This is a genomic window from Amycolatopsis alkalitolerans (genome assembly GCF_006152065.1).
Classification (GTDB): Bacteria; Actinomycetota; Actinomycetes; order Mycobacteriales; family Pseudonocardiaceae; genus Amycolatopsis_E; species Amycolatopsis_E alkalitolerans.
This window is the reverse complement of the sequence record NZ_VDFW01000006.1, coordinates 206052-232325: the sequence shown is the minus strand read 5'-3', so window position 1 is coordinate 232325 and position 26274 is coordinate 206052. Positions and strand designations below refer to the sequence as shown.

Below are 26274 nucleotides of genomic sequence, written 5' to 3'. Positions count from 1 at the left end.
ACCACCAGGTTACGCGACCGTAGGTTACTCGTCAGTACACCGGGGTGCCGGAAAGGAGATGCCCGGGGAAGTAGGGTGCGCGCGATTCGGTTTCTTTGTTTTCGGGGCGGGAATTTGCTGACCATCGCGGCGTATCTGCTGGTGATCTTCGGACCGGGTGCGGTGATCGCCGCGCTCGCGGGCGCCCGCGGCTGGCTGCTGGCGGGGATGGCGCCCCTGCTCACCTATTGCGTCGCGGGCCTCGCCGGGCCCTGGTTCGCCACCATCGGAGTGCCCTTCAACCTGCCGAGTTTCCTGGTGGCGACGCTCGTTTTCGCCGGGATCGCGTTCGCCGTCCGGCGTCCGGCGCCCGGCGAACACCACTGGGACTGGCGCGGGCATACGGCCGTCGCGGTGTCCACACTGTTCGCCGCCACGATCGGGGCACGCACGCTTCTCCGCGGAATGGGTGAACTGTCCGCGATTCCCCAGGGATTCGACGCGGTTTATCACGCCGACGGAATCCGGTATATCGCTGAAACAGGTGACGGCAGCCTCACCGGAATGGGGACCCTGAACTGGTACCCGCACGGCCTTTTCTACCCGAACGCCTATCACCTCGTCGCCTCGCTCGTCGAGCGGCTGACCGGCGCGCCGATCCCGGTCGTGCTCAACGCGAACACCCTCCTGCTACCGGGCCTGCTGGCGTTGTCCCTGGTCGTGCTGGTGCGCCGGTTTCACGGGCGCGCGGTGCTCGCGGGCGCAGTCGCGCTGGTCTGCGTCGCGGCGGCGACCCTGCTGTATGACTCGCTGGGCGGACCGCTGCTGCCGTTCGTGCTGGGCCTCGCGCTCACCCCCCTCGGCACCGTCGCGTTGCGCGAGTACCTCCGGCGGCCGGGCCTCGACACGGGCTTCCTGCTCGCCGCGAGCATGATCGGGCTGCTGACGATCCACTCGTCGACCCTCTTCGCCGGGTTGCTGTTCGCCCTGCCGCTGCTGGCCAACCGCGCGATCGGCCGGAACCTGCTGCGGCTGCTGCCGATCGCGGCGGTGAGTCTCGTCGCGGCGTGGCTGCAACTGTCCGGCGCGATCGGGCTCGCCTCGGGGAGCCTCCCCTACAACGGCTGGCCGACCGAGACCACGACGAACAAGGCCGTCGGCATCCTGCTCGCGTTCCAGCGCACCGAGCCGCACGCGCAACTGTGGCTTTCCGCAGCACTCCTGATCGGGCTGATCGCCTGGCGCGGGCTCGGCGAACTGCGCTGGATCACCGCGTCCGCGGTACTGCTGGGCCTGTTCGCGGTGGCCGTGCTGTCCTCGGGAAACCCGCTGGTGAAAGCGCTTTCCCGGCCGTGGTGGAACGACCCGACCCGGATGGTCGCGATGGCCGCGATCCCGCTGTGCGTCCTGGCCGCGCACGGGCTCGCGGAGGTGCAGCGCGTGGTGCGCGACCGGTTCACGATGCGGTGGTTCGCGCCCGCGACAGCGGTCGTCGTGCTGGCCGGGTTCTTCGTGGTGAGCAACCAGCTCTACACGACGGCGAACGCGGCGATCATCCAACCGGGATACGGCCCGCACGACGGCATCGCCGAGGACGACCTCCCGGTCAGCCACGACGAGGAGCAGGCGATGCTCGAACTCGGGCGCCTCGCGAAACCCGGGCAGTGGGCGATGAACGACCGCGCCGACGGTTCGGTGTGGACGTACGCGCTGACCGGGGTGCGTACCGTGGCGGCGCATTTCGATCGCGCGCTGCCCACGCCGGAGTACACGTTGCTGGCCGCGCACTTCCGCGACTACGACACGAACCCGCAGGTGCGGGCGACGGTGGCGCGGCTGAACATACGGTGGGTGATCCTCGGCCGCGGCGGGTTCCCCACCGGACCGCATCCGCCGGGCCTGCTCAACCTGGACGGGCTGCCATTCCTGCGAGTGGCCTACCGGAACGCGGACGCCACGGTGTACCAGCTGCTGCCAGGGCGGTGAGCAGGTCCGCGACGGTGAACATGACCCGCGAGGTCAGCGCGTACGCGAGCGCCTGACCGGCGGGGATCCCGGCGGCGGTCAGCACCGCGACGAGCACCGCCTCGCGCACCCCGGCGCCGCTGGGCAGCAGGAAGGCGAAGGTGCCCGCGGTCATCGCGAGCGCCATCGCGCCGACGCAGGTGAGCAGGTCCGAGCCGGCGAGCAGCCAGAGGTGCACGCCTTGCAGGCACCACGCGACCAGCGCCGCCCCGAACGCCGTCACGGTCCGGCGGCCGGTGAGCTCCCGTTCCATCGGCGGGCGCCGCGCCAGTTTGAGCACCCTCGAAGCGCCCCACGACAGCACCTTCGGATGCAGTACGGCGGCGGCCGGGATCGTCGCCAGCAGCCACGTGCGCGGCCCGGCCAGGACCGCCAGTGGCAGTGCGGCGACGAGCCCGATGCCGAACTGCACCAGCGACCCGGTGAACACGCGTGCCCGCGAGAGGCCAGCCTTGCGGCCCAACTCCATCTGCAGGAGGTACGCCCACACCGAGCCAGGCACGTACTTCCCGAGTTGCCCCACGAGACAGATCCGCGCGCCGCGCCGGTAGCCGACCGGGGCGCCGAGGCCGTTGACCACGACCTGCCAGCCGTAGGTGGACACCGCGATGCTCGCGACGAGCGCGAGCAGGCTCAACCCCGAGGACTCCCATGCGATTCCGCGAAGGGTGCGCCAGAACTCGGTCCAGTTCGCGGCGAGTTCGCGCACCGCGAAACCGATGACCAGCACGAGCGCGGCCCAGCGTGCGACATCGAGAATCCTGGTCTTCATGGTCCTCAACCGGTGACGGTGATCAGTTTCGTGAATTCGGCGAGCAGATCGTAGCCGTCCCAGACCGGGGAGAACTCGAGCGCCGAGCCGAACGGCACGACCCGGTCCACCCCCGTTTTCCTGGCGAACTCGACAAGTTCCGCACGCTCGAACCCGAAATGGGTGACCGTCTGATCCTTGCGGACGACTTTCGGTACGAGTTCGGCGAGGGAGGAAACCTTCGAATGAGTGAAAACTCCGGCGCCGAGCCATTCTCGGAGCAGGTCTTCCGACTCGAGACTCGTCACCGCGTGACTGTCGAAGGAGATCTTCTCGACGAGACCGTCCGCCGCGGCGCCATAGGTGGCGACACGCTTCTGCACGGCCATGGCGGGCTCGGTGAGGTGCCCTTTCTCCTCGGCGACCGCCACCAGCAGTTCGCGGAACACGGCGGACACGTCGTCCTCGCCCACCCAGAACACGCCGCGTGGCGAGGAACAGGCCGCCTGATCGAACCAGTACGCGTCGGTGAAGAACGCCTCGACGGCCTTCCGCCGGCGCGCTTCGGACGCCCGCTGCCAGCCCGCGACGGACACGATCGCGAACGACGAGCGGTCGGGAAACGTCAGGTCACGCGCATGCGGCGCGAGCGGGAACTTCCGCAGGGCGCGCACCGAATCGTCGCCACCCCACAGCACACGCAGATCGGCGGCCGCCGACAGCTTCGCGGTCAACTCGTCGTCGCGGTCGTAGCTGATCATGTGCTGGGTGCGCGCGATGACCGGATCGTCCATCGAACGCCAGACGTCCAGGATCGCCCGCGCGGCCGCGCCCGCCCGTGGCGAGATCCGCACGACGTTGGTGTTCCCGGCGAGCGCCGACAGCGCCCACGAGTACACGAACACGGTGTCCACATTGGCCGGCGGCACGTGGAACACCACGCCGCGCGGGTACCGCAAACCGTCCAAACGGGACAGCTGCCGCCCGGTCTCGGCGCGCCGGAGGAAGAAACCCAGCGAGGCGAGTTCCGGATACCGCCGCCCAAGCGCGAGCAGGCGCCGCCCGAACCGGTCCAGGAAATCGACGACCCGCTCGTCACCGACTGCCAGCAACGGCCCATCGAGGCTCGGAAACGTCACCCCGCGACGGTATCGGAACAGCCGCGGACTTCGGCACGGGGCAGGCGCCCGAGCACCGAAAACCGCTTCCCCGGCCAGTCCCCGTCGTCGATCCCGTGACACACCCCGAGATCCTCGGTCAGCAGCACATGCCCGGGATACGACCGCGGCAGCGTGCTCACCACCTCCACCACGCCCGGCACGCCGATCGGCTGTTCCGCCCAGGTGCGCGGATCGCGGATCACGACGTCGGCGAACTCCGGGCAGTACAAGCCGTCGCCGGAGGGTCCTTCGAGGAAGACGGTGCCGATCTGCTCGACCATCCCGTAGTAGTTGTGGATCCGCCGCAGGCCTGTGTCCTCGGCGAAGCGCCGCCGGAACTCGGCGTTGTCGACGGCCCGCTCGATGAGCTTCTTCCAGCCGCCCGAGTGGATCAGGATCCCGTTCGACAGGTCGAGCCGGTGTTCGCGCGCCACCTCGTACAGGTATTGCCAGACCAGGAACGTGAACCCGAAGATCAGGAACGGCTCGCCGCCGTGCTCGGCCAGGAACCGCCGAAGGGCGGGCACATCCGGCCGCTCGTCCTCGTCGAGCAGGTACACATGCTTGCGGCCGAAGTTCGCCATCCCGAGCACTCCGGCGCCCCGCGCGGACCGCGAGCGCACGATGCTCCTGCGGTCCACCACGAGCATCGGCAGCCGGGATGGGCCGAGCACGCGCTGCAGGGTCGACGACAGGTGCCGCGTCTGCGCCGCCGCGGCGGCCTTGTCGAGAAAGATCCTCGACGGCGCGCCGGTCGTGCCCGAAGAAGTCAGCACCCGGAACACGTCCTCGTCCGGAATGCTCTTGAGCGCGTGCGTCTTGAACAGGCGCACCGGAAGCCATGGCAGGTCCGCCACCTCGGCGAACGCATCGCCGGTGCCGAGCGCCGAGAGGATCCGGTCGTACTCGCCGCACCGCGACCGGTGATACGCGGTCAAGTCGTAAAGCCGGGCCACCAGGCTCATATCAGCTCCGCCAGCGCCTGGTAGTCGATCTTCCCGCTGGCCAGCAACGGGACCACGTCGATCGGGCGGACGTCGAAACCCGAGGCGTGCAGGTGCAGGCGTTCGCCGAGCGCGCGCGAAGCCTGCTTGCACACGTCCTTCGCGACACCCTCCGCGAACAGCACGACCTTGTCGTCGGCGGCGATCGCGGCGACGATCTCGATGCCGAGCCCGGTCGCGCGCGCCGCGTGCTCGAGATCGTCGAGGCCGACCCGGTTACCGAACACCTTGCCGATGCGCTTGAGCCTGCCGGTGACGAACAGGAACCCGTCCTCGTCGAGGTAGCCCAGGTCACCGGTCGGCAGCAGGCCGCCGAGTTCGTCGCCGAGCGCGAGCGCCGCCGCGTCCTCGGCGTAGCCCATCATCACGTTGGGACCCCGGTAGACCACCTCGCCGGTGATCTTCGGGTGCGTCGTCTCCGAGCCGTCACCGTGGCGGATGCTGAACTGCCCGCCCGGCACCGCGGGCCCGACCGACGCGGGCTTGTGCGCCAGCAGTTCCGCGGGCATCGTCGCCATCCGCGGCGACGCCTCGGTCTGGCCGTACATCACGTACAGCCCGCCACCGGCCGCCCGCATCTTGGTGTCGAATTCGTCGACCAGTTCGGGCCGCAGCCGCCCGCCCGCCTGGGTGAGCTTGCGCAACCGCGGGTAGCGCGCCGGGTCGAAGTCCAGGCGCCGCAACATCTCGTAGTGATACGGGACCGCCGCCAGCGACGTGCAGCCGGCACTGGACACCGAGTCCCAGAACGGACGGCCGAGGATCCCCGACGGTTCGATCACCACGGTCGCGCCCTGCGCGAGATGAGAGTTCAGCACCGACAGCCCGAAGCTGTAGTGCGGCGGCAGGCTCGTCGGCGCCACGTCGTCCGGCCCTATACCGAGGACCTCCGCGATCGCGCGCGCGTTGGACAGGATCGCGCGCCGGGAGAGCCGGGCGAACTGCGGCGCGCCGGTGGAGCCGCTGGTGGCCAGCAGGATCGCGAGCTCCGGATGCGGCGCCACGCCTTCGGGGTCGGCACGCAGCCAGTGCCCGTCCTCGGCGCGGTACCCGGGCGGCGGTTCGGCGCAGGGCGCGGAGAGCACCGCTCCGGGCCGGAACCGGGCGATCAGGGAGGCCAGCGAGTCCGCATTCAACGCGGGGTCGATGAGCGCGACCGCGCGACCGCTCTCGAAGGCCGCCAGATACCGCAGCAGATCGGGCATCCCGATCGAAACCCGGGTGAACAGCACGCCTTCGGGCAGCGTGGAAAGCGCTTCCGCGATCCGGGCGACCTCGCGCCTGAGCGCGGCGTGCCCGAGCGCGCGACCGGAAACCGTGTCGACGAGTCGTGCGCCGTCACCGATGAGCGTCACAGGACCGCCTCCTCACGCGAGCAACTGCGTCACCAGGTCCAACGCCGCCTTGTAGCTCGACAGGTCGAGCACCTGGTCGGTGTCGAGTTGCACCTCGAACTCGTCCTCGATCGCGGCGACGAGCGTAATATGCCCGACCGAGTCCCACGCCTCGATCCCGCGATACTCGAGTTTCTCGACGTCAGCGTCCTCGTCGAGGTCCAGTGCCGACACGAACACGGCCCGCAGGCGCTGTCCGATCTCCACGTTTTCAGTCCTTCCGCTCGTCCCAGGCTCGCACCAAGGTAGAGAGCCCGGTGGGCAGCGTGTTCGTCAACCCATCGGGTGGAAGTCGCGCTTTGCCCTTGAGCCACGGTTCGAGCTGATCAATCGTGTCCTGGTCGAGGCCCAGCCGGGCGAGCCCGACCACGTTGAGGCCGGTGACCCTGGCGGGGTTGCCGACGCAGATCGTGAACGCACCGACCTCGCGCCGGACGGCCGCGCCCATGCCAACCATGGCGCCAGGGCCGATCCGTACGTGCTGGTGGACCATCGTGCCCATCCCGAGGTTGGCTCGCGACCAGACGTGCACATGCCCGCCCAGCACGACATTGGAGGCCAAGGTCACCGCGTCCCCGATGAGGCAGTCATGTGCGACATGAGCGCCTCGCAGGTAGTAACCGTCGTCACCGAGCACGGTCGGGCGCCGCGTGCCCTGATGCACGCTGGCGTACTCGCGGATCCGGTTGCGGTGCCCGATGCGCACGCCCGCGCCCGCGGGCTCGTCGTCCCAGCCCGGATGCGGGCCGTCACGGTCCTCGGCCGGGGTGCCGATCGTGACGTGCGGGCCGATCCAGTTGCCGTCGCCGAGCACGGCGGGACCGGTGATGACGGTGTACGGCCCGATGACGTTCCCGGTCCCGAGCGCGACACCCGGCCCCAGCACCGCGGTCGGGTGGATGCGATTCACGGGGCGCAACCCTACCCACCGGCCGAAGGAGGTATCGCCGCATGATTCCCCTTACCGTGGTCGACGTCCGTGACGCCGAGCCGCTCGTGATCGAGGTCCTGCGCTCGGGCGGGCTCGCCCAGGGGCCGATGGTCGGCCGGTTCGAGGACGCCTTCGCCCGCGTCGCGGGCACGGCGCACGCGGTGGCGGTGAACAGCGGGACGACGGCGCTCGTCGCGGCGTTGCAGGCGCTCGGGCTGCGCCCGGGTGACGAGGTGATCACGTCCCCGTTCACGTTCGTGGCCACGCTGAACGCGATCCTCGAAGCGGGTGCGACGGTCCGGTTCGCCGACGTGTCACGCGAGGACTTCGCGCTCGACCCGGACGCGGTGGCACGGGTGATCGGGCCGCGCACGAAGGTGCTGCTGCCCGTGCACCTGTACGGGCAGGTGGCGGACATGGGCAAGCTCGCTCCGCTGGCCGCCGAACACGGTCTGCACCTGGTCGAGGACGCGGCGCAGTCGGTGGGCTCGGCGTTCGAGGGCCAGGCGGCCGGCTCCTACGGCTTGGGCTGCTTTTCGTTGTACGCCACGAAGAACGTCACGACCGGCGAAGGCGGCGTCGTCACCTGCGACGACGACGAACTGGCCGACCGGCTGCGTGTGCTGCGCAATCAGGGCATGCGCGCGCGGTACCGGTACGAGCTGGCCGGGCACAACTACCGGATGTCGGAGCTGCACGCCGCCGTCGGCATTCCCCAGCTGGCACGGCTCGACGAGTTGGTCGCCGCCCGGCGCCACAACGCCAAGCAGCTCTCGACCGGGCTCGCCGGAACGCCTGGGCTCGCGGTGCCGGCCGTGCTGCCGGGGCGTTCGCATGTCTGGCACCAGTACACGGTGCTGATCGGCCCGCACGCGATGCTCTCGCGCGACGAACTCGCCGCCGAGCTGACCGGCCGGGGGATCGGCACCGGCGTGTACTACCCGAGCCTGGTGTTCGATCACGACTGCTTCCGGGGCCATCCGCAGATCCCGGCGGTGTCGCCCGAGCAGTTCCCGGTGGCGCACCGGCTGACTCAGGAAGCGCTGTCGCTGCCGGTGCACCCGGCTCTCACCGAGTCCGATGTGGACACCGTCGTGCGAGAAGTCAGAGAGGCGCTGGGCGCATGAGACTGGCCTTGGTGGGCACCGGATGCATGGGCCGGTTGCACGCGAGGACGATAGCCGGCTCGAGGGCTTCGCTGGTTCGGGTCATCGAGCCGCGAGCCGACGCGGGGCGGGCTTGTGCCGCGGAATTCGGTGCCGCCTGGGCGCCTTCGCTGGACACCCTGTCCGATGTGGACGCCGTGGTGCTCGCCTCCGCGACCGAATCCCATCACGAGCTCGCACTGGAGATCCTCAAGCAGGGCAAGCCTTTGCTCGTCGAGAAACCGGTGGCGGACGAACTGGGCGCGGCCGAGGAGATCGTCCGGCTGTCGGAGAACCTCGGCGTGCCGGTGATGTGCGGGTTCGTCGAGCGGTTCAACCCGGCCGTCGTGACGGCGATGAGCCTGGTGACGGAACCGGTGCACCTGATCGCCCACCGGCACGGCCCCTATGCGCCGCGGATCCGCACCGGCGTGGCGTGGGATCTGCTGGTGCACGACGTGGACCTCGCGATCCGGTGCTTCGGGTGCTCGCCGGTCCGGGTCACCTCCGCCGCGGGCTACTTCCATCCCGCTTCGGCGCCGGCTGCGGAGGACACGGTGGACGCGACGCTGTCGTTCCCCACCGGAGTCGCCACCCTGTCGGCTTCCCGCCTCGGGCAACGGAAAACGCGCACGATCACGATGTCCGAACTGGACCGGGTGATCGAAGTGGACCTGGTGGCACGGTCGATCGTCGTGACCCGCGGGTCAGCGGTGGAGGTGCATGAGCCGACGGGGCCCGAGCCGTTGGCCGCGCAGCTCGAGTATTTCCTTGCGCTGGCGGCCGGTCAGGTGGATGCGGACGCCGAACGCGCCTCGATCCTGCCCGCGCACCAGGTCATCGCTCAGGCAACCAACCCCCACCCCTCGTGATGCTCGTGATGCCGTGAGGGACCCCCTCATGCCCTATACGACCGTGAGGGGCCCCCTCACGGCAAGCGGGCGTTCTTGGCGCGGACCCGCTCGGCCTCGGACTCCACGTAGTCCTCGTCGTAGCGCTGGAACACACGCGCCGGATTGCCCGCGACGAGGCAGCGGTCCGGCACGTCCTTCGCCACCACCGAATTCGGCTGCACGGTGGCGAAATCCCCGATCGTGACGCCCGGCATGATGACCGCGTGCCCGCCGAGGAAGCAACCCTTGCCGATCACGACCGGGGTCCGCTCGATGAGATCGCTGCCGGAGTGGTTCTCCAGCATCATGTTCGCCAGCCAGCTCGAATGCGTGAACACGAGCGTGCCCACGCCGACGCTCGTGTGCTCGCCGATCGTCAGGCCGCCGCTCGCGTCGAGCACCGCGTCCTCGCCGATCCAGCAGTGCTCCCCGAGGATCAGCCGCTCCGGGTTGATGATCTTCGCGCGCTCGCGGATCCGCGTCGTGTCCGGCAGGCCGAGGTACCGCGCGCGCTCGGCGTCGTTGAGGTACTGGCCGACCAGCTGGGTCAGGATCTCCGGCCGGAGCCGGTTGCTGCGCTCGTCGTCGAAGAACACAGTGCCTCCAGTAGTCGCAGATGATGCTTGGCCACCACGTCGAGCGCGAAATGCTCGCGCACCAGCGCGCTCGCGCGGCGGGCCAGGTCGGCCCGCCACCGCGGGTCGTCGAGCAGCCCGATGACGGCTTCCGCGACCGCGCCAGGGTCGTCCGGTGGGACAAGCAGGATGTTCTCGCCATTGCGCAGTTCCACGCCCGGATAGTTGTCGGGCGCGACCGAGGCGATGGTCGCCGTACCGGACAGCATCGCTTCGAGCGAAGCCGTACCGCATCCGCCGTTGAGGTCGTGCGCGACGACGTCCGCCGCGGCGAAATACGACGGAACCTCCTCGCGCGGCACCGCGCCCCGCACGACGATCGCATCCCGGACGCCGAGTTCCTCGGCCCGGCGCAGGAACTCGTCGTGGTACACCCGCCCGACGACCGTCACGGTGGTGCCAGGGTGTTTCGCCAGGATCGACGGCAACGCCTCGACGAGCGGCAACCGGTTCCGCAGCGGGATAACGTGGCCGAGAGACAGGATCGACGCGCCTTCCCGTTCCCCCGTCCGGACATCGGCACGGTCGAAGAACCCGGTGTCGATCGGGATCGGCAGATGCACCGAGTTCGCCGCGGTCGTCCCGTAGCGGCGGGCGCAGTAGTCCGCGCCCAGCTTGTCGAGCAGGATGTGCAGCGGGCCGATCCGCCGCAGCATCGGCTTCACCAGTACCGCGTCGAGCGCCCGGAAGATCGCGCCGTACCAGGGATTTTCGCTGACCAGTAGCGTGTGGATGGTCACTATGGACGGTACACCGAGCCGCCGCCCGTAACAGCCCGCGAGCCAGGACAGGTCGAAGAACTGTCCGTGCAGATGCAGCGCATCCGGCTGGAACTCGTGCAGCAGCCGTCGGATCCGCCGCCGGTTGCCCGGCACCATCGCGGCGAAGCTGAGGTCGAAGTCGATCGACAGGCCCAGTATCGGCATCCGCACCGCGGGCAACCGGATGATCCGGTAGCCGTCGCGCTCCTCCTCCGCCGGCGCCTGGCCGTAGGCGGCGGTCAGCACGAGCACGTCGTGCCCGGCCTCGGCGTACTTCCCCGCGAGCGCCGCGGCCATATGAGCGCTCCCGCCGACTCGCGGCGGGAAGAAGTTGTTGACGACGACGATCCGCATTTCAGCGGTAGGACTCGACGAGTTCGCGCATCCCCTGCTCGACGGGAATGCTCGGCTCCCAGCCGAGCACCTCGCGCGCGCGGGCGACGTCCGCGGCACGGCGCGACACCAGCACTTCGCGCGGGTTGAACTCGGGCTCGACGTCCGCGCCGACCGCTTCGATGAGGATCTTCGCGAGCGTCGCGATCGACGTGTCGATCCCGGTGCCGATGTTGACCGGCAGGTTCGCGCGCGAGGATGCCAGGGCCAGCACCACAGCCTTCGCGAGATCGGTGACGTGCACGAAGTCCATCGACTGCTCGCCGCGGCCGTCGATCACCGGTGGCCTGCCCGCGCGCAGCCGCTGGATGAAGTGGTTGATGACCGAGGTGTAGTACGCCTCGATCTTCTGGCCGGGACCGTAGACGTTGAAGAACCGCAGGGCGAGCCACGAAAGCCCGTGCCGCCGCTCGTAGAAGCCGAGCAGATCCTCGCCCGCGCGCTTGCTGATGCAGTACGGGGTCAGCGGGCGCAGCGGGTCGTCCTCGTGCATCGGCAGCTTCTCCGGCTCGCCGTACACCGACGCCGAGGACGCGAACACCAGGCGCCGCACGCCTTCCGCGGCCGCGGCGGCGAACACGTTGTGGTTGCCCGTCATGTTGATGTCGATCGACTCGTGCGGATCCGCGATCGACTTGTTGATCGACACGGTCGCGAAGTGGATCACGTGCGTGCAGCCGCGGATCGCCTCGCGCACCGCGCCGCCGTAGCGCACGTCCCCCTCGACGAGCTCGACCCGGCCGGTCGCGACGAACTCGCCGACGCGCTCCCGGTCGCCGCGGGTCATGTTGTCGAAGATCCGCACCGCGTAGCCGCGTTCGAGCAGCAGCGGGATCGTGTGCGCGGCGATGAATCCCGCGCCACCGGTGAAGAACACCTTGTGCTCAGTCATGCACCTCTCCTCGGACGGCTTCGATCACGCGGTCCACCTGTTCCCCGGTGAGCTCGGCGTGCATCGGGATCGCGAGGTGCCGGCGGAACGCGTCCGCGGACACCGGGCAGGGCGCGCACCCGCCGTAAACCGGCTGCAGGTGCGAGGCGTAGGTGCCGATCGTGCACTGCACACCGCGTGCGCGCAGGCTGTCCATGGCCCGGTCACGATCGATCCCAGGCGCGAGCAGCAGCAGGTACGACTGCCACGGGTGCACTCGGTCCGGCAGTTCCTCGGGCACCCGCACACCGGCCAGCCCCGCGAACCCCTCGGCATACCGCTTCGCGACGAGCCGCCGTGCGGCCAGGATTTCGGGGAGGCGGTCCAGTTGCACGGTCAGGATCGCGGCCTGCACGTCGGAGAGGCGGAAGTTGTAACCCAGCTCGTCGAAGACGGGCACCGTTTGCCGGCCGTAAGCGGGCCGCACGCCGTAGGTGTGCAGTTTGCGCGCGCGCTCGATCAGCTCCGCGTCGTCCGAGACGAGCGCCCCGCCCTCGCCGGCGGTGATGCCCTTGCGGCCGTGGAAGGAGAACGCCGCGAGATCGGCCAAACTCCCGGCCGGGCGCGTGCGGTAGCTCGCACCGGCCGCGCACGCGGCGTCCTCGAACAGCCAGAGCCCGTGGCGGTCCGCGATCGCGCGGTACTCGTCGAAATCCCCCGGCTGGCCGGCGAGGTCGACGACAAGGATGCCCACGGTGCGCGGGCTGATCGCGGCCTCGATCGCGGCCGGGTCCGCGCAGAACGAGTCAGGCCGCACATCGGCGAACACCGGGGTGGCCCCGGCCTGCAGTACCGCGTGCCCGGTGGCGGGAAAGGTGTAGTCCGCGACGACGACCTCGTCGCCGGGGCGTACGCCGAGCGCACGCAACCCGAGGAACAGGGCGGAACCGCAGTTGCTCGTCGCGAGGGCATGCGCCGTCCCGGTCAGCTTCGCGAAACGCTCCTCGAACCGGCGGCAGGCAGGACCGGCTCCCGCGAGCCACCCCGAGGCGAACACCTCCGCCACGGCGGCCAGTTCCGGCTCGCCAACGCTCGGCCTGCCCAGCGGGATCGTCACCAGTGCTCCTTAGAGTCGCGCGAAGTCTAAGCAGCACACCCCCTCACCTGATCGGGCGAACCACCTGGAATGGCCCGTAGCTACCCTGGGCCGTGTGGCGCAGCGTGTGGTGGTAATCGGCGGCGGGATCCTCGGGCTGGCCGTGGCGTGGGAACTGACCCGGCGGGGCAGCCACGTAACCGTGCTGGAGAAGGAAAATTCCTGGGCAGCCCACCAGACCGGGCACAATTCGAACGTCGTGCACGCCGGGCTGTACTACCGGCCCGGCTCCGCGAAGGCCCGCATGTCCGTCGCGGGCAACCGGTCCATTGTGGACTTCGCGCGCGCGAACGGCGTCGGCGTCGAGGTGTGCGGCAAGCTCGTCGTGGCCACGGCCGAAGCCGAACTGCCCGCCCTGGGCGTCCTGGCCGAGCGGGCCGAGGCGAACGGCGTCCCGGCGAAGCTGATCTCGAGCGAGGAAGCGCGCGAGTACGAGCCCGAAGTCTCCTGCGTGAAGGCCCTGCGCGTCGAGTCCACCGGCATCATCGATTTCCCCGGCGTCTGCGCCGCGCTCGTGCGCCTGCTCGAGGAAAAGGGCGCCGAACTGCGGCTCGGCACGCCCGCGCTCGCGATCCGGCCCGGCCGCGCCGGCGGTGTCGAGATCGCCACCGGCCGTGAGGTGCTGGCGGCCGACGCGCTGGTGAACTGCGCCGGACTGCAGGCCGACCGCGTCGCCGAACTCGCCGGGCTCACCCCGACCGCCCGGATCGTCCCGTTCCGTGGCGAGTACTACGAACTCCGCCCGGCTCGGGCACATCTCGTACACGGCCTCATCTACCCGGTGCCCGATCCGGCGCTGCCGTTCCTGGGCGTGCACCTGACCCGCATGCTCGACGGCAGCGTGCACGCCGGCCCGAACGCCGTGCTCGCGCTGCGCCGCGAGGGCTATCGCTGGCGCGACATCTCCGCGGCCGACCTGCTCGATGTCGCCCGCTACCCCGGCTCCTGGCGGCTCGCCCGCAAATACGCCTACCCCACCGGCCTCGACGAGATCCGCCGGTCGCTGTCCAAACGCCGGTTCGCGGCGAGCCTCGCCCGGCTCGTGCCGGCCATCGGGCCCGAGGACATCGTGCGGGCCGGCTCCGGCGTGCGCGCGCAGGCGCTGTTCCCGGACGGTTCGCTCGTGCAGGACTTCCTGATCTCGAGCGCGCCGAACCAGGTCCACGTGCTCAACGCGCCGTCCCCCGCCGCGACGAGCGCGCTGGAGATCGGCAAGCACGTGGCTAACCTGGTATCCGCTTAGCCACCACCGGCGCCGCCTTGCGCACGGCGTCGCAGGACTTCGTGCCGTCGACGAAGTTCTGGCTGGTCAGGGCGATGAACGCCAGATCGGACAGGGTGACGGCGAGGTTGCACATGGAGTCACCCAGCACGCTCGGGTAGTCGTCCCAGGTGACCCCGCCGAGCCGTTCCTGCCCGGACGGCGCGCTCGAGAAGTACTCCCGCACGTTGAGGTCGGTCGCGTAGAAGATCTGCAGCGAGCCGTCGAGATCCGAGACCGGGTTCGAGGAACGCCACTCGCAGCTCGGCGGCACCAGCGCACCCTTGTCCTCGGGTTTCGGCGTGCCCGGCACGCGCAACCCGAGTTGCACGGCCTCGTCGCTCGTCAACAGCGAGCAGGGATCGGTCGAAAAGGCGGGCGTCACGGTCACCCGCCGCGGATCCGGCTGCGGGACCCCGCTCACCGAGCTGGTGCAGCCACCGGCGAGCAGCACGATGGCCAAGCATGCCGCACCTGCGCGCACTCGCGCCCCCTCCAAGGTTTAACGACCCGGTAACACGAGCCGCCCGTCGTTTTCGCACGTCGAACCTACCGTCTGCGGTGGAGTCGCATGGGTGAGAAGGGGAAGTTCCATGACCGTCAGTCCCTTCGAGGTCACGCTGCCCGCGCAGGTCGGGGTCGGCGTGGTCGCCCCGTTCGACTTCGCGCTCGATCGCGAGCTGTGGCGCTGGGTGCCCGATCAGGTCTGCCTGCACACCACCCGCCTGCCGTACCTGCCAGAGCCGGTCACCGTGCAACTCGCGGAAGCGCTCAGCGACCCGCACGGCGTCCGCCGCGCGACCCGCGACGTGCTCGCACCCGAGCCGCTCGTCGTGGCCTACGCCTGCACGTCGGGCAGCTTCGTCGATGGCGCCGCGGGTGAGGCCGCCCTGGTGGCCGGCATGCTCGACGCGGGCGCCCCGTCCGCCGTCACCACGTCCGGCGCGCTCATCAGCGCGTGCACGAAGCTCGGGATCCGCCGGCTCGCGGTGATCACGCCATACGTCGAGGACGTGACCGGCCGCCTGCTGTCGTTCCTCGCCGAGTACGGCATCGCCACCACCGCGAGCGTCGGCCTCGGCATGCTCGGCGACATCTGGAAGATGTCCTACTCCGAGGTCCTCGGCGCGGTCGCGGACCTGGACGTCACCGGCGCCGACGCGCTGTTCGTCAGCTGCACCAACGTGCCCACCTACGACCTGGTCGCCCCGCTGGAACGGCGGCTCGACCTGCCCGTGCTCACCGCGAACCAGGTCACCATGTGGGCGGCGCTACAGCACGCCGGCTCGGCCCTGGCCCAGGCAAGCGCGCTCACCGCGCCGCTGCCCGTGCCCGAGGTCGCGTGAGACGGGCCGAACGCGAAGAGGTTTAATGATCGGGCTCGGGGGGGCGCTGTCATTCGCCATCCTGAGAAAGGTGTGACTTCGTGGGGCTCCACCCTGCCCGCGCGCTGAGACCGGCGCGCACACTCGTCACCGCCGCGGCCGCGTTCCTGCTGGTCGCCACCGGCTCCGCGACTGCCGATGCCGCCGCTCAGCAGCACGTTTCGTACCTGGGGCTCGACTTCAGCGTGCCGGCCGACTGGCCGGTGCTCGACCTGACCGCGAACCCGCACACCTGTGTCCGGTTCGATCAGCACGCGGTGTACCTCGGCGTGCCCGGTCCGGATCAGGACTGCCCGAGCGGGCTCGTCGGCCGCACCGAGGCGCTGCTCGTGCAGCCGTCGGACGCGACCGCCACGACCAGCGTCGAGAACTCCGCGGGGCGGCAGATCACGGCCACCCGGCCGGGTGTCACGATCTCCGCGGCCTACGGCGCCGACCGCGCGCTGGTCACCGGGATCCTCAGCGAGGCCGGACTGCCCGCGCCCACGCCGCGCACCAGCACCGGCCTGGTGTCCCCGCGGCTCGCGACCGCGGGAGTGCCCAGCACCACCACGAACGGCTCCGGCGAGGGCTTCGACGCGTGCTCCGCGCCCAGCAGCACGGTGATGAGCGCCTGGCGCAGCAGCTATTCGAACGTCGGCATCTACCTTGGCGGGTCCGACATGGCTTGCACGCAGCCGAACCTGACGGCCGACTGGGTCAGCACGCAGGCGGCGGCCGGGTGGTCCTTCATGCCGATCTACGTGGGCCCGCAGGCCGCGTTCGGTGAGCTGACCGATCCGTCCAACCAGGCGGTCACCGCCGCGCAGGACGCGATCGCGCAGGCCACGAACCTCGGCTTCGGCCCCGGCAGCGTCCTCTACTACGACATGGAGGCGTACTCGTCCGGCCAGGGCCCGGCGGCGCTGGCGTTCGAGGCCGCCTGGAACAGCGAACTGCACAAGGCCGGGTACCTCTCCGGGATCTACGGCGCCGCCTACTCCACGGTCCAGGACCTCGTCGCGAACTACGGCAACGCGGCCACCCCGGACGTCGCCTTCGTCGCCAAGTGGGACAACACCGACGACACCAGCCTCCCCGTGCTGCCGAGCGCAGCGTGGGCAAACCACCAGCGGGTGCACCAGTACTCGGGCAACGTCAACGAGACCCACGGTGGGTACACGCTCAATATCGACAAAGACGTGCTCGACGTCGGCGTCGCGGGTGCGGCCGCCGTCCCGGTGCCGAACCGCTACGTGCCCGCGGGTCCGACACGACTGCTCGACACGCGGAACAACGGCGGCACCATCGCCGCCGACAGCACGTACACGCTCCCGCTGAGCGGAGTCCCGTCCAGCGTCACCGCGGTCGTGCTGAACGTGACTGTCACGAACCCCACGGATTCCGGCTACCTCACCGTGTACCCGGACGGCAGCAAACGGCCGACGGCGTCGAACCTCAACTTCGTCCCGGGCCAGACCGTGCCCAACCTGGTGACGGTGCCGGTGACCGACGGCAAGGTCAGCTTCTACAACCGGTTCGGCACCGTGGACGTGATCGCGGACCTCTTCGGCTACTACACCACCGGCAGCGGCAACACGTTCACCCCCGCCGGGCCGACCCGCCTGCTCGACACGCGGAACAACGGCGGAACGCTCGGCGCCGACAGCACGTACACGTTGCCGCTGAGCGGAGTTCCCTCCGGCGTCACGGCGGTCGTGCTGAACGTGACGGTCACGAACCCCACGGATTCGGGCTACCTCACGGTGTACCCGGACGGGACGTCTCGGCCGACCGCGTCGAACCTGAACTTCGTCCCCGGCCAGACCGTGCCCAATCTCGTCATCGTCCCGGTGACGAACGGCAAGGTCGACTTCTACAACCGGTTCGGCACCGTGGACGTGATCGCGGACCTCTTCGGCTACTACACCACCGGCAGCGGCAACACGTTCACCCCCGCCGGGCCGACCCGCCTGCTCGACACCCGGAGTAACAGCGGCACCATCGGCGCGGGTGGCACCTACGCGCTGCCGCTGACCGGGGTGCCGGCCAGCACCACCGCCGTGGTGCTGAACGTGACGGCCACCAACCCGACCGACTACAGCTTCCTGACCGTCTACCCGGACGGGACGTCGAGGCCGACCGCGTCGAACCTCAACTACGTCCCCGGCCAGACCGTGCCCAACCTCGTCATCGTCCCGGTCACGAACGGCAAGGTCGACTTCTACAACCGGTTCGGCACCGTGGACGTGATCGCGGACCTGTTCGGCTACTTCACGTCGTGACGCGCGGGTGGTGCGGAGGCCAGGTCCCTCCGCACCACCTCCCGGTCGCCGCGACTACCCTGGGTGCAGCAAAATCCCGGCTCGTACCTGGAGTACCGATGCACGACCCTCGCCTGCTGCTCGACCCCGAGACGGACGCCGCCGCCAAGCTGCGCCGCCGCGGGTACGTGCTCGACACCGACCGCCTCGGCAAGCTGGTGAGCAGGCGGTCCGAGGTCATCAGCGAGGGCGACCAGGCGCGCGCGCAGTCGAAGAAGTCGGCCGCCGAGGTGCAGGCCGCCGCGCGCCGCGGCGAGGACATCACCGAACTGCGGGAACAGGCGCGGCTGCTGAAGGTCCGCATCGGTGAACTGGAAGAGGAGCAGCGTTCGGTCGAGGCCGAGCTGAACGATTTCCTGCTGGCGGTGCCGAACCTCCCGCTCGACGAGCTACCCGACGGTGCCACCGAGGACTTCGCCGAAGAGGTGCGCCGCTGGGGCACGATTCCCGAGTTCGACTTCGAGCCGCTCGACCACGTCGATCTCGGTGAGCGCGCGGGCTTCCTGGATCTTCAGCGCGCGACGAAGCTTTCCGGCCCGCGGTTCGCCGTGTTCAAGGGCCCGGGCGCGCGGCTCGAGCGGGCGCTCGCCACGTTCTTCCTCGATGTGCACACGCAGGAGCAGGGCTACACGGAGTTCTCGCTGCCCGCGCTCGTGACCCGGCAGACGATGACCGGGACCGGCCAGCTGCCGAAGTTCGAGGAGGACCTGTTCCGCACGAGCGTGGCGGACCGGGAGCTGTTCCTCATCCCGACCGCCGAGGTGCCGCTGGTCAACCTGCACGCGGGCGAAATGCTCAACCTCGAGGACCTGCCGCTGCGCTACACGGCGTACACGCCGTGCTTTCGCTCGGAGGCCGGGTCCTACGGCCGCGACACCCGCGGCCTGATCCGGCAACACGAGTTCTCGAAGGTGGAGCTGGTCCAGCTCGTCGATGCGGCCAAGTCACGCGAGGCGCTGGACGAGATCCTCACGCACGCCGAGGAGACGCTCCAGAAGCTCGGCCTCGCGTACCGCGTGATCAAGCTGCCGGCCGGGGACGTCGGGTTCTCCGCGCAGATCACCTTCGACATCGAGGTGTGGCTGCCCAGCCAGCAGACCTACCGCGAGATCTCGAGCGCGTCGGACACCGGCGTGTTCCAGACCCGCCGGGCCGGGATCCGCGCGAAGGGCAAGGACGGCAAACGCGGCGCGGTGGCCGCGTTGAACGCCTCCGGGCTGCCGGTCGGCCGGACGCTCGTCGCGCTGGTCGAGCAGTGCCAGCAGGCCGACGGCTCGATCCGGATCCCCGAGGCGCTGGTGCCGTACACCGGTTTCGCGATGATCAACGCGGACGGTACGACGAGCTGACGGGGTGGTTGCGTTGACAGAGCCCGTTGATCCCGCACTCGGCTAGGCCCGGTGCGGCGGTTCGAGAAAGGCGACACCGGCTTCGAGATCGACCGACGAGCGCGGCGGGGCGCCGTCCTCCTCTCGCTGGGGCAGTACCAGCTCGATGTCGCGCTGCTCGAGTTCCACGCGTTTCGTGCCGTACAGGAAGGAAAACAGCTCCTCGTTGGCCAGCCCCGCCGCCGACCTGGTGCTCCGGCGGCGCCACGGGAGCCAGTTCAACCGCGCGCCGGCGGATTCCAGCAACGCGAGCACGAACAGACCGACCACCAGGCCGGGTATCGAAAGCGCCCAGACGACTCCCATGGCCGGTCAACGCCTGGCCTGCCGGAAAAGTTGCCGCCGCGCCTACGGCGTCGCCATCACCCCGCCGACGCCGGTGCGCTCCATCGGCGTTCCGACCAACTCGACCGTCACCCCCGAGCGGACGCGTTCGCCGAACACCGCGACGATCGCGTCGGTGACACCGGCGATCAGCCGGGCCACGATGTCCTGCGCGTCGGGCCTGCTGAAGGCCGCCTCGTTGATCCCGAACGTGACGCTCGGCGAAGGCGATTCGGCCGGCTTGCCGCCGATGCCCCACCGGTTGGCAGGCAGGCCGATCAGCTGCACGACCGCGATCTCCCGTGCCCAGTCCCCGTAGACCTCGACGACCGCGTCGGTCAGCGCCCCGATCAACTCGACCTCCCGGCCGGCGAGATCGTCTTCGAGCGCACGTACGGTCAGATGCGGCATGACAACCCCTAAAATGAGTTTGATCGCAAATAAGCTTTGCAAACAAAGGTAATGGAGGCGACCGGCGCATGTCAACGCCCGGGTCCACGGACGACGCCGTCCGGGAGTTGCTGCTGCTGATGCCACGACTGGTCGGCCGGGCGAAACGCCTGCCGCTGCCCGAACAACTCCGGTCGTTCGACCTCGCCCCGCGGCATCTCTCGCTGCTGACCCTGCTGCTTCACGACGGTCCGCAGACGGTGTCACAACTGGCCGACCGGCTGAGCGTGGCGCCGACCACGGTGAGCCTGCTCGTGAGCGACCTGAGCCGCAAGGGCGTACTGGTCCGGCGCGAGGACGAGGACGACCGCCGCCGCCGCATCATCGACATCAGTACCGAAAGCCGCCCGGCCATCTCGCAGTGGCTCTCGCCGGGGGCACAGGCGTGGCGGCACGCGCTCGAACCGCTGACGCCGGCGCAGCAACGGATGTTCGTCGACACCCTGCTCGCCTACGAAGCCGCGTTCACTCCGGACGACGGCTAGGCGCAGAGTCGACGGAACGTTCCTATGTGGACAGTCGCGAAGCGACACGCAAGGTCGACACCACCCGAATAGCCCAGTCCCCGGACCAGGCGGGCAACTCGAAAGTGTTAATACACGTGTTCGATATCGTGCTAGGCTGTTTTCATGACCAGCAACCTCTCCTCCCTGAGCGACACGGAGCTGTTGGATGCCGTGCGGGAGAAGGAGATCGAGCGCCGCCGCGCGTATTTCGAGGAGCTGCGCCTGGTCGCGGAAATCGACGCTCGCGGGATCGCGATGGACCGCGGCGGTCACATCGCCGTGGGTGCATTGTTGCGGGATATATTCAACCTCGCTCCGCTCGAGGCGCGCCGAATGGTCGCCCATGCCCGGGCGTTGACCGGATCGGTGTCGCCCTCGGGCGCACGGCTCTCGCCCCCGCTCCCGATGGTCGCTGACGCCCTGACTGACGGGGTGATCGGGCCCGAACACGTCGAAGTCATCCGCAAAGCCGCCGAGAACCTCCCCGCATCAGCCTCGGCCGAAGACCGGGTGATGGCCGAGAAGATTCTTTGCGAGGCCGCCGTTTCCAGCGAGCCTTACCTGGTGAAACGACTCGGCACCGAGATCCGCCACCGCCTGGATCCGGACGGCGACTCGCCGCGCGACAAGGACCTGGAGCGCCCCCGGAATCAGGTGGACTTCCGCGAAACATCTGATGGTGTCTCGGGTTCGTTCGACCTGGACACAGAAGCCGGTGCGCTACTGACCAACCTACTGTCCCCGCTGACCGAACCCGCCCCGACCCCGGACGGCCCCGACCCCCGCAGCGCGAGCGAACGGCGTGGGGACGCGTTCGTCGAGATCCTGCGCCTGGCCGCCGGGAGCGGCGATGGCCCCAGCGAAGCCGGGGAACCCGTCACGCTCATGGTCAGCGTCACAGTCGACGACCTCAAAGCCGGTGTCGGACATGGGTTGATGGACGGCTACTGGAACGTCTCGGTCGCCCAGATCCGCCGCATGGCGTGCGATGCGCGAATCGTGCCCGTCGTCCTCGGATCGCACGGCGAAACCCTCGATGTCGGGCGCGCCACCCGCATCGTGCCCCGCAGCATCCGCCGCGCCCTGACCCGCCGAGACAAAGGCTGCACCTTCCCGGGGTGCGGCAAGAAGGCCAAGTGGACCGACGCCCACCACGTCCTCGAATGGTCCCGAGGCGGTGCCACCGCCCTATCGAATCTCACCCTGCTCTGCCGCCGACACCACCGCACCATCCACCACACCGACTGGCAGATCCGCATGGTGCACGGCAAACCGTGGTTCATCCCACCCTCGTATGTAGACCCCAACCGCGCCCCACGCCACAACACCCTTCACGCCGCGCGCACCTAGTGTCTTCAGTAGGCAAAAACCTCGCTTGTTTGAGGGTTAAGCCTGGACGAACTCCGCCACGATCCGGCCCAACTCCTCGCCGGCGTCCTCCTGGAGGAAGTGGCCCGCGTGGGCCACCGTGGGATGGTGCAGACCAGCGGCGCCCTTCATTGCGCGCCGCAGGATCGGGGCCATCCCGCCGGTGATCGGGTCACCGTCGGAGAAGGCGCACAGGAACGGGATGTCCAGAGTGGACAGCACGCCCCAGGCCGCGCGATTGGCTTCGCTCGCCGGATCGTCCGGCGTGATCGGCACCAGCCCCGGCATCGCACGCGGGCCTGCCTTGTACATCTCGTTCGGGAACGGCGCGTCGTAGGCGGCGCGGACCTCTTCGGACAGTTTCGTCTTGCATCCGGATTGGACGAACCGGCCGATGTCGAGCACCGGGGCCTTCTGCACCGCTTCGCGGAAAGAGTGCCAGACCTTCGGCATGTCCTGGTCGCCCGTGGGCAGTCCGGTGTTCGCCGCGACAACCCGCGCGAAGCGGTCCGGATGCTCGCCCACCAGCCGGAGCCCGATCAGCCCGCCCCAGTCCTGCCCGACGAGCGTGACCTCGCGCAGATCCAGCGCGTCGAACGCGAACGCGCGCATCCACTCGACATGCCTGGCATAGGTGTGGTCGGCCACGTCGGCGGGCTTGTCCGACCGTCCGAACCCGACCAGATCCGGGGCGATCGCGCGCAACCCGGCATCGGCGAGCACGGGCAGCATCGTGCGGTAGAGGAACGACCAGCTCGGTTCGCCGTGCAGTAGCAGCACCACCGGCCCGTCCGGTGGGCCCGCCTCGGTGTAGGCGACTCTGACGATGCCGTCTCTCGGATTCTCGATGTCGGCGTACAGCGCCGGGAAATCGAAGTCGGGCAGGTCGGTGAACCGGTCTTCGGGTGTCCTGAGTAGGCGCACGCCCCCCACCCTAGGAGATGCCGACCGCCACCACGAGCCCCAGCGCGAGATGCGCGGCCGCGACGACGACGCTGGCCGGGGCGAATGCTTCGCTCTCGATGGTCGAGCCGACGTTGATCCGTGTGACCCATTCCAGCATCCGCACCGCCAGGACCTGCACGATGATCCCCAGCAGCCCGTAGACGAGGGAGGTGATCAGACCCTCGGTCAGGTCGCTGGCCGAGTTGAAGATCGCAACGACGACGATGAACGCCATCGACAGCATCCCGGAGGCGGTGACGATCACCGCGTTCGGCAGGCCCCGGCGCACGAGCGCGGACAGCTTGCCTGGAGTGGTCCAGTCGATCGCGTAAAAGCCGACGAGCATCAGCAGCAGCCCGACGACCCCGTACAGCAGGATCGCGCCGATCCCTTTGACGAGGTCCGAGCCGAACGTGTCGGCGAGCGCGAGGTTCATGGAGTCTCCCGGTCTGGTTTGTGCTGTCGAGGGGTGTCTATCACGATTCCGGGATGCGGTGCGGGACGAACGCGGCCCCGTCGTCGGTCACCAGGCCGGCGGTCTCGCGGATGCCGAGGCCCGCCGACGAGTCCCCGACGATCCACGCGCCGAGCGCCGGCCGGAACCCGTCGAACTCGGGCAGCGGATCGAAGGCCTGGTAGACATAGCCTTCCTCGCCGTAGACACCGGGCGTCTCGGTCTCGTAGCCGGGCGCGACGATCGACACATTCGCCCCTTCCCGGCCCAGCTTCGGCTTGCGCACGTACTCGGTGAGCAGGCCGGGGTCGTCGACGAAGGCGGGCAGCAGGTTGGGATGCCCGGGATAGTTCTCCCACAGGATCGCCAGCAGCGTCTTGTTCGACAGCAGCATCTTCCACAGCGGCTCGACCCACAGGGTGCGCGGCAGCGACTCGACGGCGTGACGGCCGAACTCCTCGTCCACCACCCATTCCCACGGGTAGAGCTTCACCACGGTGTTCATCGGCGCCTCTTCGAGGTCGACGAACCGCTTGAGCAGCGGATCCCAGCCGATCTCCTCGATCGCGAGCCCGACGGTGTCGAGCCCCGCCTCGGCCGCCGTCTCCTGCAGGTACGAGGTCGTGATGTGGTCCTCGCCCGTCGGATCGGCGCTGGACCAGGTGAAGTACACCTCGGTGTCGGGCAACTGGCCGCGGATCTCCTGCCAGCGCTCGACGAGTTTCTCGTGCACCGAGTTCCACTGGTCGTCTTCGGGGAAGACCTCGGTCTTCCAGTGCCACTGCAGCACCGATGCCTCGAGCAGCGAAGTCGGTGTGTCGGCGTTGTACTCCAGCAGTTTCGCCGGGCCACTGCCGTCATAGCGCAGGTCGAAGCGGCCGTAGACGTGCGGATCGCGGCGTTTCCACGACTCGGCGATATGTGGCCAGATCCATTCCGGGATGCCGAACTGCGCGTACCGCTCGGTCAGCACGACGTTGTCGACCGCCTCGAGGCACATCGAATGCAGCAACTCGACGTCGGCTTCGAGGGAAAGGACCTCGTCCATCTCGAGCACGTAGTGCACCGACTCGTCCCAGTACGGCCTTGCCTGACCGGTGCCGTAGCGCGCGGGGGTACCGAACACCAGGCCCTGTTCCTCGACGATGCGCTGCCAGTCCCGCCGCCGGGCACTGGTTGCCCTTCGCACCTTACGAACCCCCGGACTTCCCGATGCCGCCGCTCTTGCCGCTGATCCCGAACCCGCCGCGCTGCACGGTCTTGCCCGCGCTGGTCTTGACCGTCGTGTTGCCGGACGGCTTGGTGAACGAACCGCCCGAGACGCGCGTGCCGATCGCGCCGGTACCGCCGTAGTTGTACCGGTACTGGCCCGCGCCGACGCCGTACGGGATGATCCACAGCCCGCTCACGGTGTCGTAATGCCCACCGTGGCTGGCGATGTACGCGTCGTCGCAGTACTCGTCGTTCTGCACGACCCCGTTCGCATCCGTGCAGACCGCGTTGACGGTGTTCGGCGTGCCGACGAGGTACCACGCGGCGACCACGCCGACGAGGCCGACGGTGACCCCGCTGCCGATCATCACCTTGCGCCGGGTCGCGGCCCGCTGTTCGGCCTCCGCCTCGGCCGCCTCGCGCTCCTGTTCCTCGGCCAGCGCTTTACGCCGCGCCCGCTGCTCCGCGAGCGTCGGTTCCCGCGGCTTCGTCGAGTCGGCGTCCTGGAAGCGCATGGACCCCGGTTTGGGCGGCTGCGGCTCTTCCGGCGGATTTTCTTCGGTCATCGAAGCACACACTAGTGACCCGAGGGTCGTCGTGTGAGCAAGACGCGGGCATTATTGACGCGATGCTCGGACACGGCTTGGCAACGGACACGATGCGCACCCGGCTCGTCATGGTGGGTGTGTTCCTCGGCGCGATCGTCGCCCTCGCACTGAGCGTCACCTTCTCGTGGGGTGCCGGGCTGGCCGGGGGTGGCAAGGTCGAGGAGGCACCGGCAGCCAACGCGGCCTTCCACTCGGCCCCGGGCAGTTGCCTGAACTGGCTGCAACCCGACGCGTCGGACATCCACGTCGTGCCGTGCGCGCAGCCGCACCTGTACGAGGTGGCCGGCGTGGTGAGCGTCGCCGACAAGTACCCGCCCGGCGCCCCCGCCCCGACCGTCAGCGACTGGCGCGACCTGGCGATGGCGCGCTGCACCAAGGGGACGGAGAGCTACCTCGGCGAGGAACTCGACCCGTACGGCAAGTTCACGGTGAGCGCGCTGCGCCCGGGGGCCGACGAGTGGAGCGGCGGCGACCGCGACATGCGCTGTGTCCTGCAGTGGGCCGCGCCCGGCGGTGCGCTGCAGCCGGTGACCGGGAAGGTGGCCGGCCAGTCGCAGTCGCTGGTGTGGCAGCCGGGAACCTGCCTGGCCCTGCAGGACAAGACGGTCGGCAACCCGATCGACTGTGCCCAGCCGCACGCCTACGAGATCGTCGCGACGATCGACCTGAAAGACCACTTCAAGGCCGGCTACCCGACGCAGAAGGATCAGGCGGCGTGGCTGGACGCCGAGTGCAACAACGACCTGCAGAGCTATGCCGGCGGGGTCGACCTCGACGCGCAGAAGCTGATCCTGACCTGGGACCTGCGCGAGCAGGAAAGCTGGGACGCCGGGTCGACGCTGGTCAACTGCAAGGTCGGGGCGAAGCTCGCGGACAACACCGGGCTCGCGCCGGTGACCGGCAGTATCAAGCAGCAGGCGCAGGACGCACCACCGCCGCAGTCGCCGGCCGCACCGCCGGGCGGCGGGTGAG

General features: G+C 69.4%; 27 protein-coding genes. 10 read left to right on the top strand and 17 right to left on the bottom strand.

Going from position 1 to position 26274, the window contains the following annotated elements:
* Positions 1-114: 114 nt before the first annotated feature.
* Positions 115-1965 carry a DUF6541 family protein gene (locus FG385_RS10210; protein ID WP_139096391.1) on the top strand — a complete coding sequence of 617 codons (1851 nt, stop codon included), beginning with the start codon at positions 115-117 and terminating at the stop codon, positions 1963-1965.
* Here FG385_RS10210 and FG385_RS10205 read toward each other — a convergent pair.
* Genes FG385_RS10205 through FG385_RS10180 form a run of 6 tightly spaced genes read right to left on the bottom strand, consistent with a single transcriptional unit; the run spans position 1883 to position 7223 of the window.
* Positions 1883-2776 (bottom strand): lysylphosphatidylglycerol synthase transmembrane domain-containing protein, encoded by an 894-nt coding sequence (locus FG385_RS10205; RefSeq protein WP_139096390.1) that lies wholly within the window; start codon positions 2774-2776, stop codon positions 1883-1885. The genes FG385_RS10210 and FG385_RS10205 overlap by 83 nt on opposite strands.
* 5 nt (positions 2777-2781) lie before the next feature.
* The gene (locus tag FG385_RS10200) at positions 2782-3894 is read right to left on the bottom strand and encodes an acyl-CoA reductase (RefSeq protein ID WP_235022487.1); all 1113 of its coding nucleotides are present in this window, start codon (positions 3892-3894) and stop codon (positions 2782-2784) included.
* Positions 3891-4880: a LuxE/PaaK family acyltransferase gene (locus FG385_RS10195; RefSeq protein ID WP_139096389.1), complete on the bottom strand. Its 990-nt coding sequence runs from the start codon at positions 4878-4880 to the stop codon at positions 3891-3893. Before FG385_RS10195 ends, FG385_RS10200 begins: the two co-directional genes overlap by 4 nt.
* The gene (locus tag FG385_RS10190; RefSeq protein WP_139096388.1) at positions 4877-6274 is read right to left on the bottom strand and encodes an AMP-binding protein; all 1398 of its coding nucleotides are present in this window, start codon (positions 6272-6274) and stop codon (positions 4877-4879) included. Before FG385_RS10190 ends, FG385_RS10195 begins: the two co-directional genes overlap by 4 nt.
* A 12-nt stretch (positions 6275-6286) precedes the next feature.
* Positions 6287-6520, bottom strand: a complete 234-nt coding sequence (locus tag FG385_RS10185; RefSeq protein WP_200834386.1) for an acyl carrier protein — start codon at positions 6518-6520, stop codon at positions 6287-6289.
* 4 nt (positions 6521-6524) lie between these two features.
* Positions 6525-7223: an acyl-ACP--UDP-N-acetylglucosamine O-acyltransferase family protein gene (locus tag FG385_RS10180; protein ID WP_139096387.1), complete on the bottom strand. Its 699-nt coding sequence runs from the start codon at positions 7221-7223 to the stop codon at positions 6525-6527.
* Positions 7224-7264: 41 nt separating this feature from the next.
* On the opposite strand from FG385_RS10180, the gene FG385_RS10175 reads away from it, so the two are divergent.
* Positions 7265-8371: a DegT/DnrJ/EryC1/StrS family aminotransferase gene (locus tag FG385_RS10175; protein ID WP_139096386.1), complete on the top strand. Its 1107-nt coding sequence runs from the start codon at positions 7265-7267 to the stop codon at positions 8369-8371.
* Complete coding sequence (locus tag FG385_RS10170; protein WP_139096385.1) at positions 8368-9261, top strand: Gfo/Idh/MocA family protein; 894 nt, start codon at positions 8368-8370, stop codon at positions 9259-9261. The genes FG385_RS10175 and FG385_RS10170 overlap by 4 nt, the downstream gene beginning before the upstream one ends.
* Before the next feature lie 56 nt (positions 9262-9317).
* Here FG385_RS10170 and FG385_RS10165 read toward each other — a convergent pair whose 3' ends face one another.
* The 4 genes from FG385_RS10165 to FG385_RS10150 are packed head-to-tail and all read right to left on the bottom strand — an operon-like array spanning position 9318 to position 13062.
* Positions 9318-9878 (bottom strand): acyltransferase, encoded by a 561-nt coding sequence (locus tag FG385_RS10165; protein WP_139096384.1) that lies wholly within the window; start codon positions 9876-9878, stop codon positions 9318-9320.
* Entirely contained in the window at positions 9830-11032 is a 1203-nt protein-coding gene (locus FG385_RS10160; protein WP_139096383.1) for a glycosyltransferase family 4 protein, read from the bottom strand. Before FG385_RS10160 ends, FG385_RS10165 begins: the two co-directional genes overlap by 49 nt.
* Position 11033: 1 nt before the next feature.
* Positions 11034-11963, bottom strand: a complete 930-nt coding sequence (locus tag FG385_RS10155) for an NAD-dependent epimerase/dehydratase family protein (RefSeq protein WP_139096382.1) — start codon at positions 11961-11963, stop codon at positions 11034-11036.
* Complete coding sequence (locus tag FG385_RS10150; protein ID WP_407645482.1) at positions 11956-13062, bottom strand: DegT/DnrJ/EryC1/StrS family aminotransferase; 1107 nt, start codon at positions 13060-13062, stop codon at positions 11956-11958. Before FG385_RS10150 ends, FG385_RS10155 begins: the two co-directional genes overlap by 8 nt.
* A 91-nt stretch (positions 13063-13153) precedes the next feature.
* Here FG385_RS10150 and lhgO point away from each other — a divergent pair, with 91 nt between their 5' ends.
* Positions 13154-14341 carry an L-2-hydroxyglutarate oxidase gene (gene lhgO, locus FG385_RS10145; protein WP_235022486.1) on the top strand — a complete coding sequence of 396 codons (1188 nt, stop codon included), beginning with the start codon at positions 13154-13156 and terminating at the stop codon, positions 14339-14341.
* Here lhgO and FG385_RS10140 read toward each other — a convergent pair.
* Complete coding sequence (locus FG385_RS10140) at positions 14322-14813, bottom strand: DUF3558 family protein (protein ID WP_235022496.1); 492 nt, start codon at positions 14811-14813, stop codon at positions 14322-14324. The two genes, lhgO and FG385_RS10140, sit on opposite strands and share 20 nt — an antisense overlap.
* Before the next feature lie 139 nt (positions 14814-14952).
* Between FG385_RS10140 and FG385_RS10135 the strand changes: the two genes are divergently transcribed.
* The 3 genes from FG385_RS10135 (at position 14953) to serS (ending at position 19396) form a co-directional block, all read left to right on the top strand.
* Entirely contained in the window at positions 14953-15705 is a 753-nt protein-coding gene (locus tag FG385_RS10135) for a maleate cis-trans isomerase family protein (RefSeq protein ID WP_139096380.1), read from the top strand.
* Between the two features lie 80 nt (positions 15706-15785).
* Entirely contained in the window at positions 15786-18008 is a 2223-nt protein-coding gene (locus FG385_RS10130) for a DUF1906 domain-containing protein (RefSeq protein WP_139096379.1), read from the top strand.
* A 98-nt stretch (positions 18009-18106) separates the two neighbouring features.
* Positions 18107-19396 (top strand): serine--tRNA ligase, encoded by a 1290-nt coding sequence (gene serS, locus FG385_RS10125; protein WP_139096378.1) that lies wholly within the window; start codon positions 18107-18109, stop codon positions 19394-19396.
* A gap of 42 nt (positions 19397-19438) precedes the next feature.
* Here serS and FG385_RS10120 read toward each other — a convergent pair whose 3' ends face one another.
* Both FG385_RS10120 and FG385_RS10115 read right to left on the bottom strand, forming a co-directional pair.
* Complete coding sequence (locus FG385_RS10120) at positions 19439-19741, bottom strand: DUF6191 domain-containing protein (protein WP_139096377.1); 303 nt, start codon at positions 19739-19741, stop codon at positions 19439-19441.
* Between the two features lie 42 nt (positions 19742-19783).
* A complete protein-coding gene (locus FG385_RS10115) occupies positions 19784-20170 on the bottom strand; it encodes a tautomerase family protein (RefSeq protein ID WP_139096376.1) in 387 nt (128 codons plus the stop codon).
* 68 nt (positions 20171-20238) lie between these two features.
* Between FG385_RS10115 and FG385_RS10110 the strand changes: the two genes are divergently transcribed.
* Positions 20239-20694 (top strand): MarR family winged helix-turn-helix transcriptional regulator, encoded by a 456-nt coding sequence (locus FG385_RS10110; protein ID WP_139096375.1) that lies wholly within the window; start codon positions 20239-20241, stop codon positions 20692-20694.
* A gap of 144 nt (positions 20695-20838) precedes the next feature.
* A complete protein-coding gene (locus tag FG385_RS10105; protein WP_139096374.1) occupies positions 20839-22065 on the top strand; it encodes an HNH endonuclease signature motif containing protein in 1227 nt (408 codons plus the stop codon).
* 36 nt (positions 22066-22101) lie between these two features.
* On the opposite strand, the gene FG385_RS10100 is transcribed toward FG385_RS10105, so the two are convergent.
* From FG385_RS10100 to FG385_RS10085, 4 genes are read right to left on the bottom strand one after another with little or no spacing between them, the layout of a single operon-like run.
* Complete coding sequence (locus FG385_RS10100; RefSeq protein WP_200834385.1) at positions 22102-23007, bottom strand: haloalkane dehalogenase; 906 nt, start codon at positions 23005-23007, stop codon at positions 22102-22104.
* Between the two features lie 10 nt (positions 23008-23017).
* On the bottom strand, positions 23018-23464 hold the full coding sequence (locus FG385_RS10095) for a DUF350 domain-containing protein (RefSeq protein ID WP_139096372.1): 447 nt from the start codon (positions 23462-23464) through the stop codon (positions 23018-23020).
* A gap of 40 nt (positions 23465-23504) precedes the next feature.
* Positions 23505-24671 carry a glutathionylspermidine synthase family protein gene (locus FG385_RS10090; RefSeq protein WP_139096371.1) on the bottom strand — a complete coding sequence of 389 codons (1167 nt, stop codon included), beginning with the start codon at positions 24669-24671 and terminating at the stop codon, positions 23505-23507.
* 1 nt (position 24672) lies between these two features.
* A complete protein-coding gene (locus tag FG385_RS10085; RefSeq protein WP_139096370.1) occupies positions 24673-25260 on the bottom strand; it encodes a hypothetical protein in 588 nt (195 codons plus the stop codon).
* 62 nt (positions 25261-25322) lie between these two features.
* On the opposite strand from FG385_RS10085, the gene FG385_RS10080 reads away from it, so the two are divergent.
* A complete protein-coding gene (locus tag FG385_RS10080) occupies positions 25323-26273 on the top strand; it encodes a septum formation family protein (protein WP_235022485.1) in 951 nt (316 codons plus the stop codon).
* Position 26274: the final 1 nt, after the last annotated feature.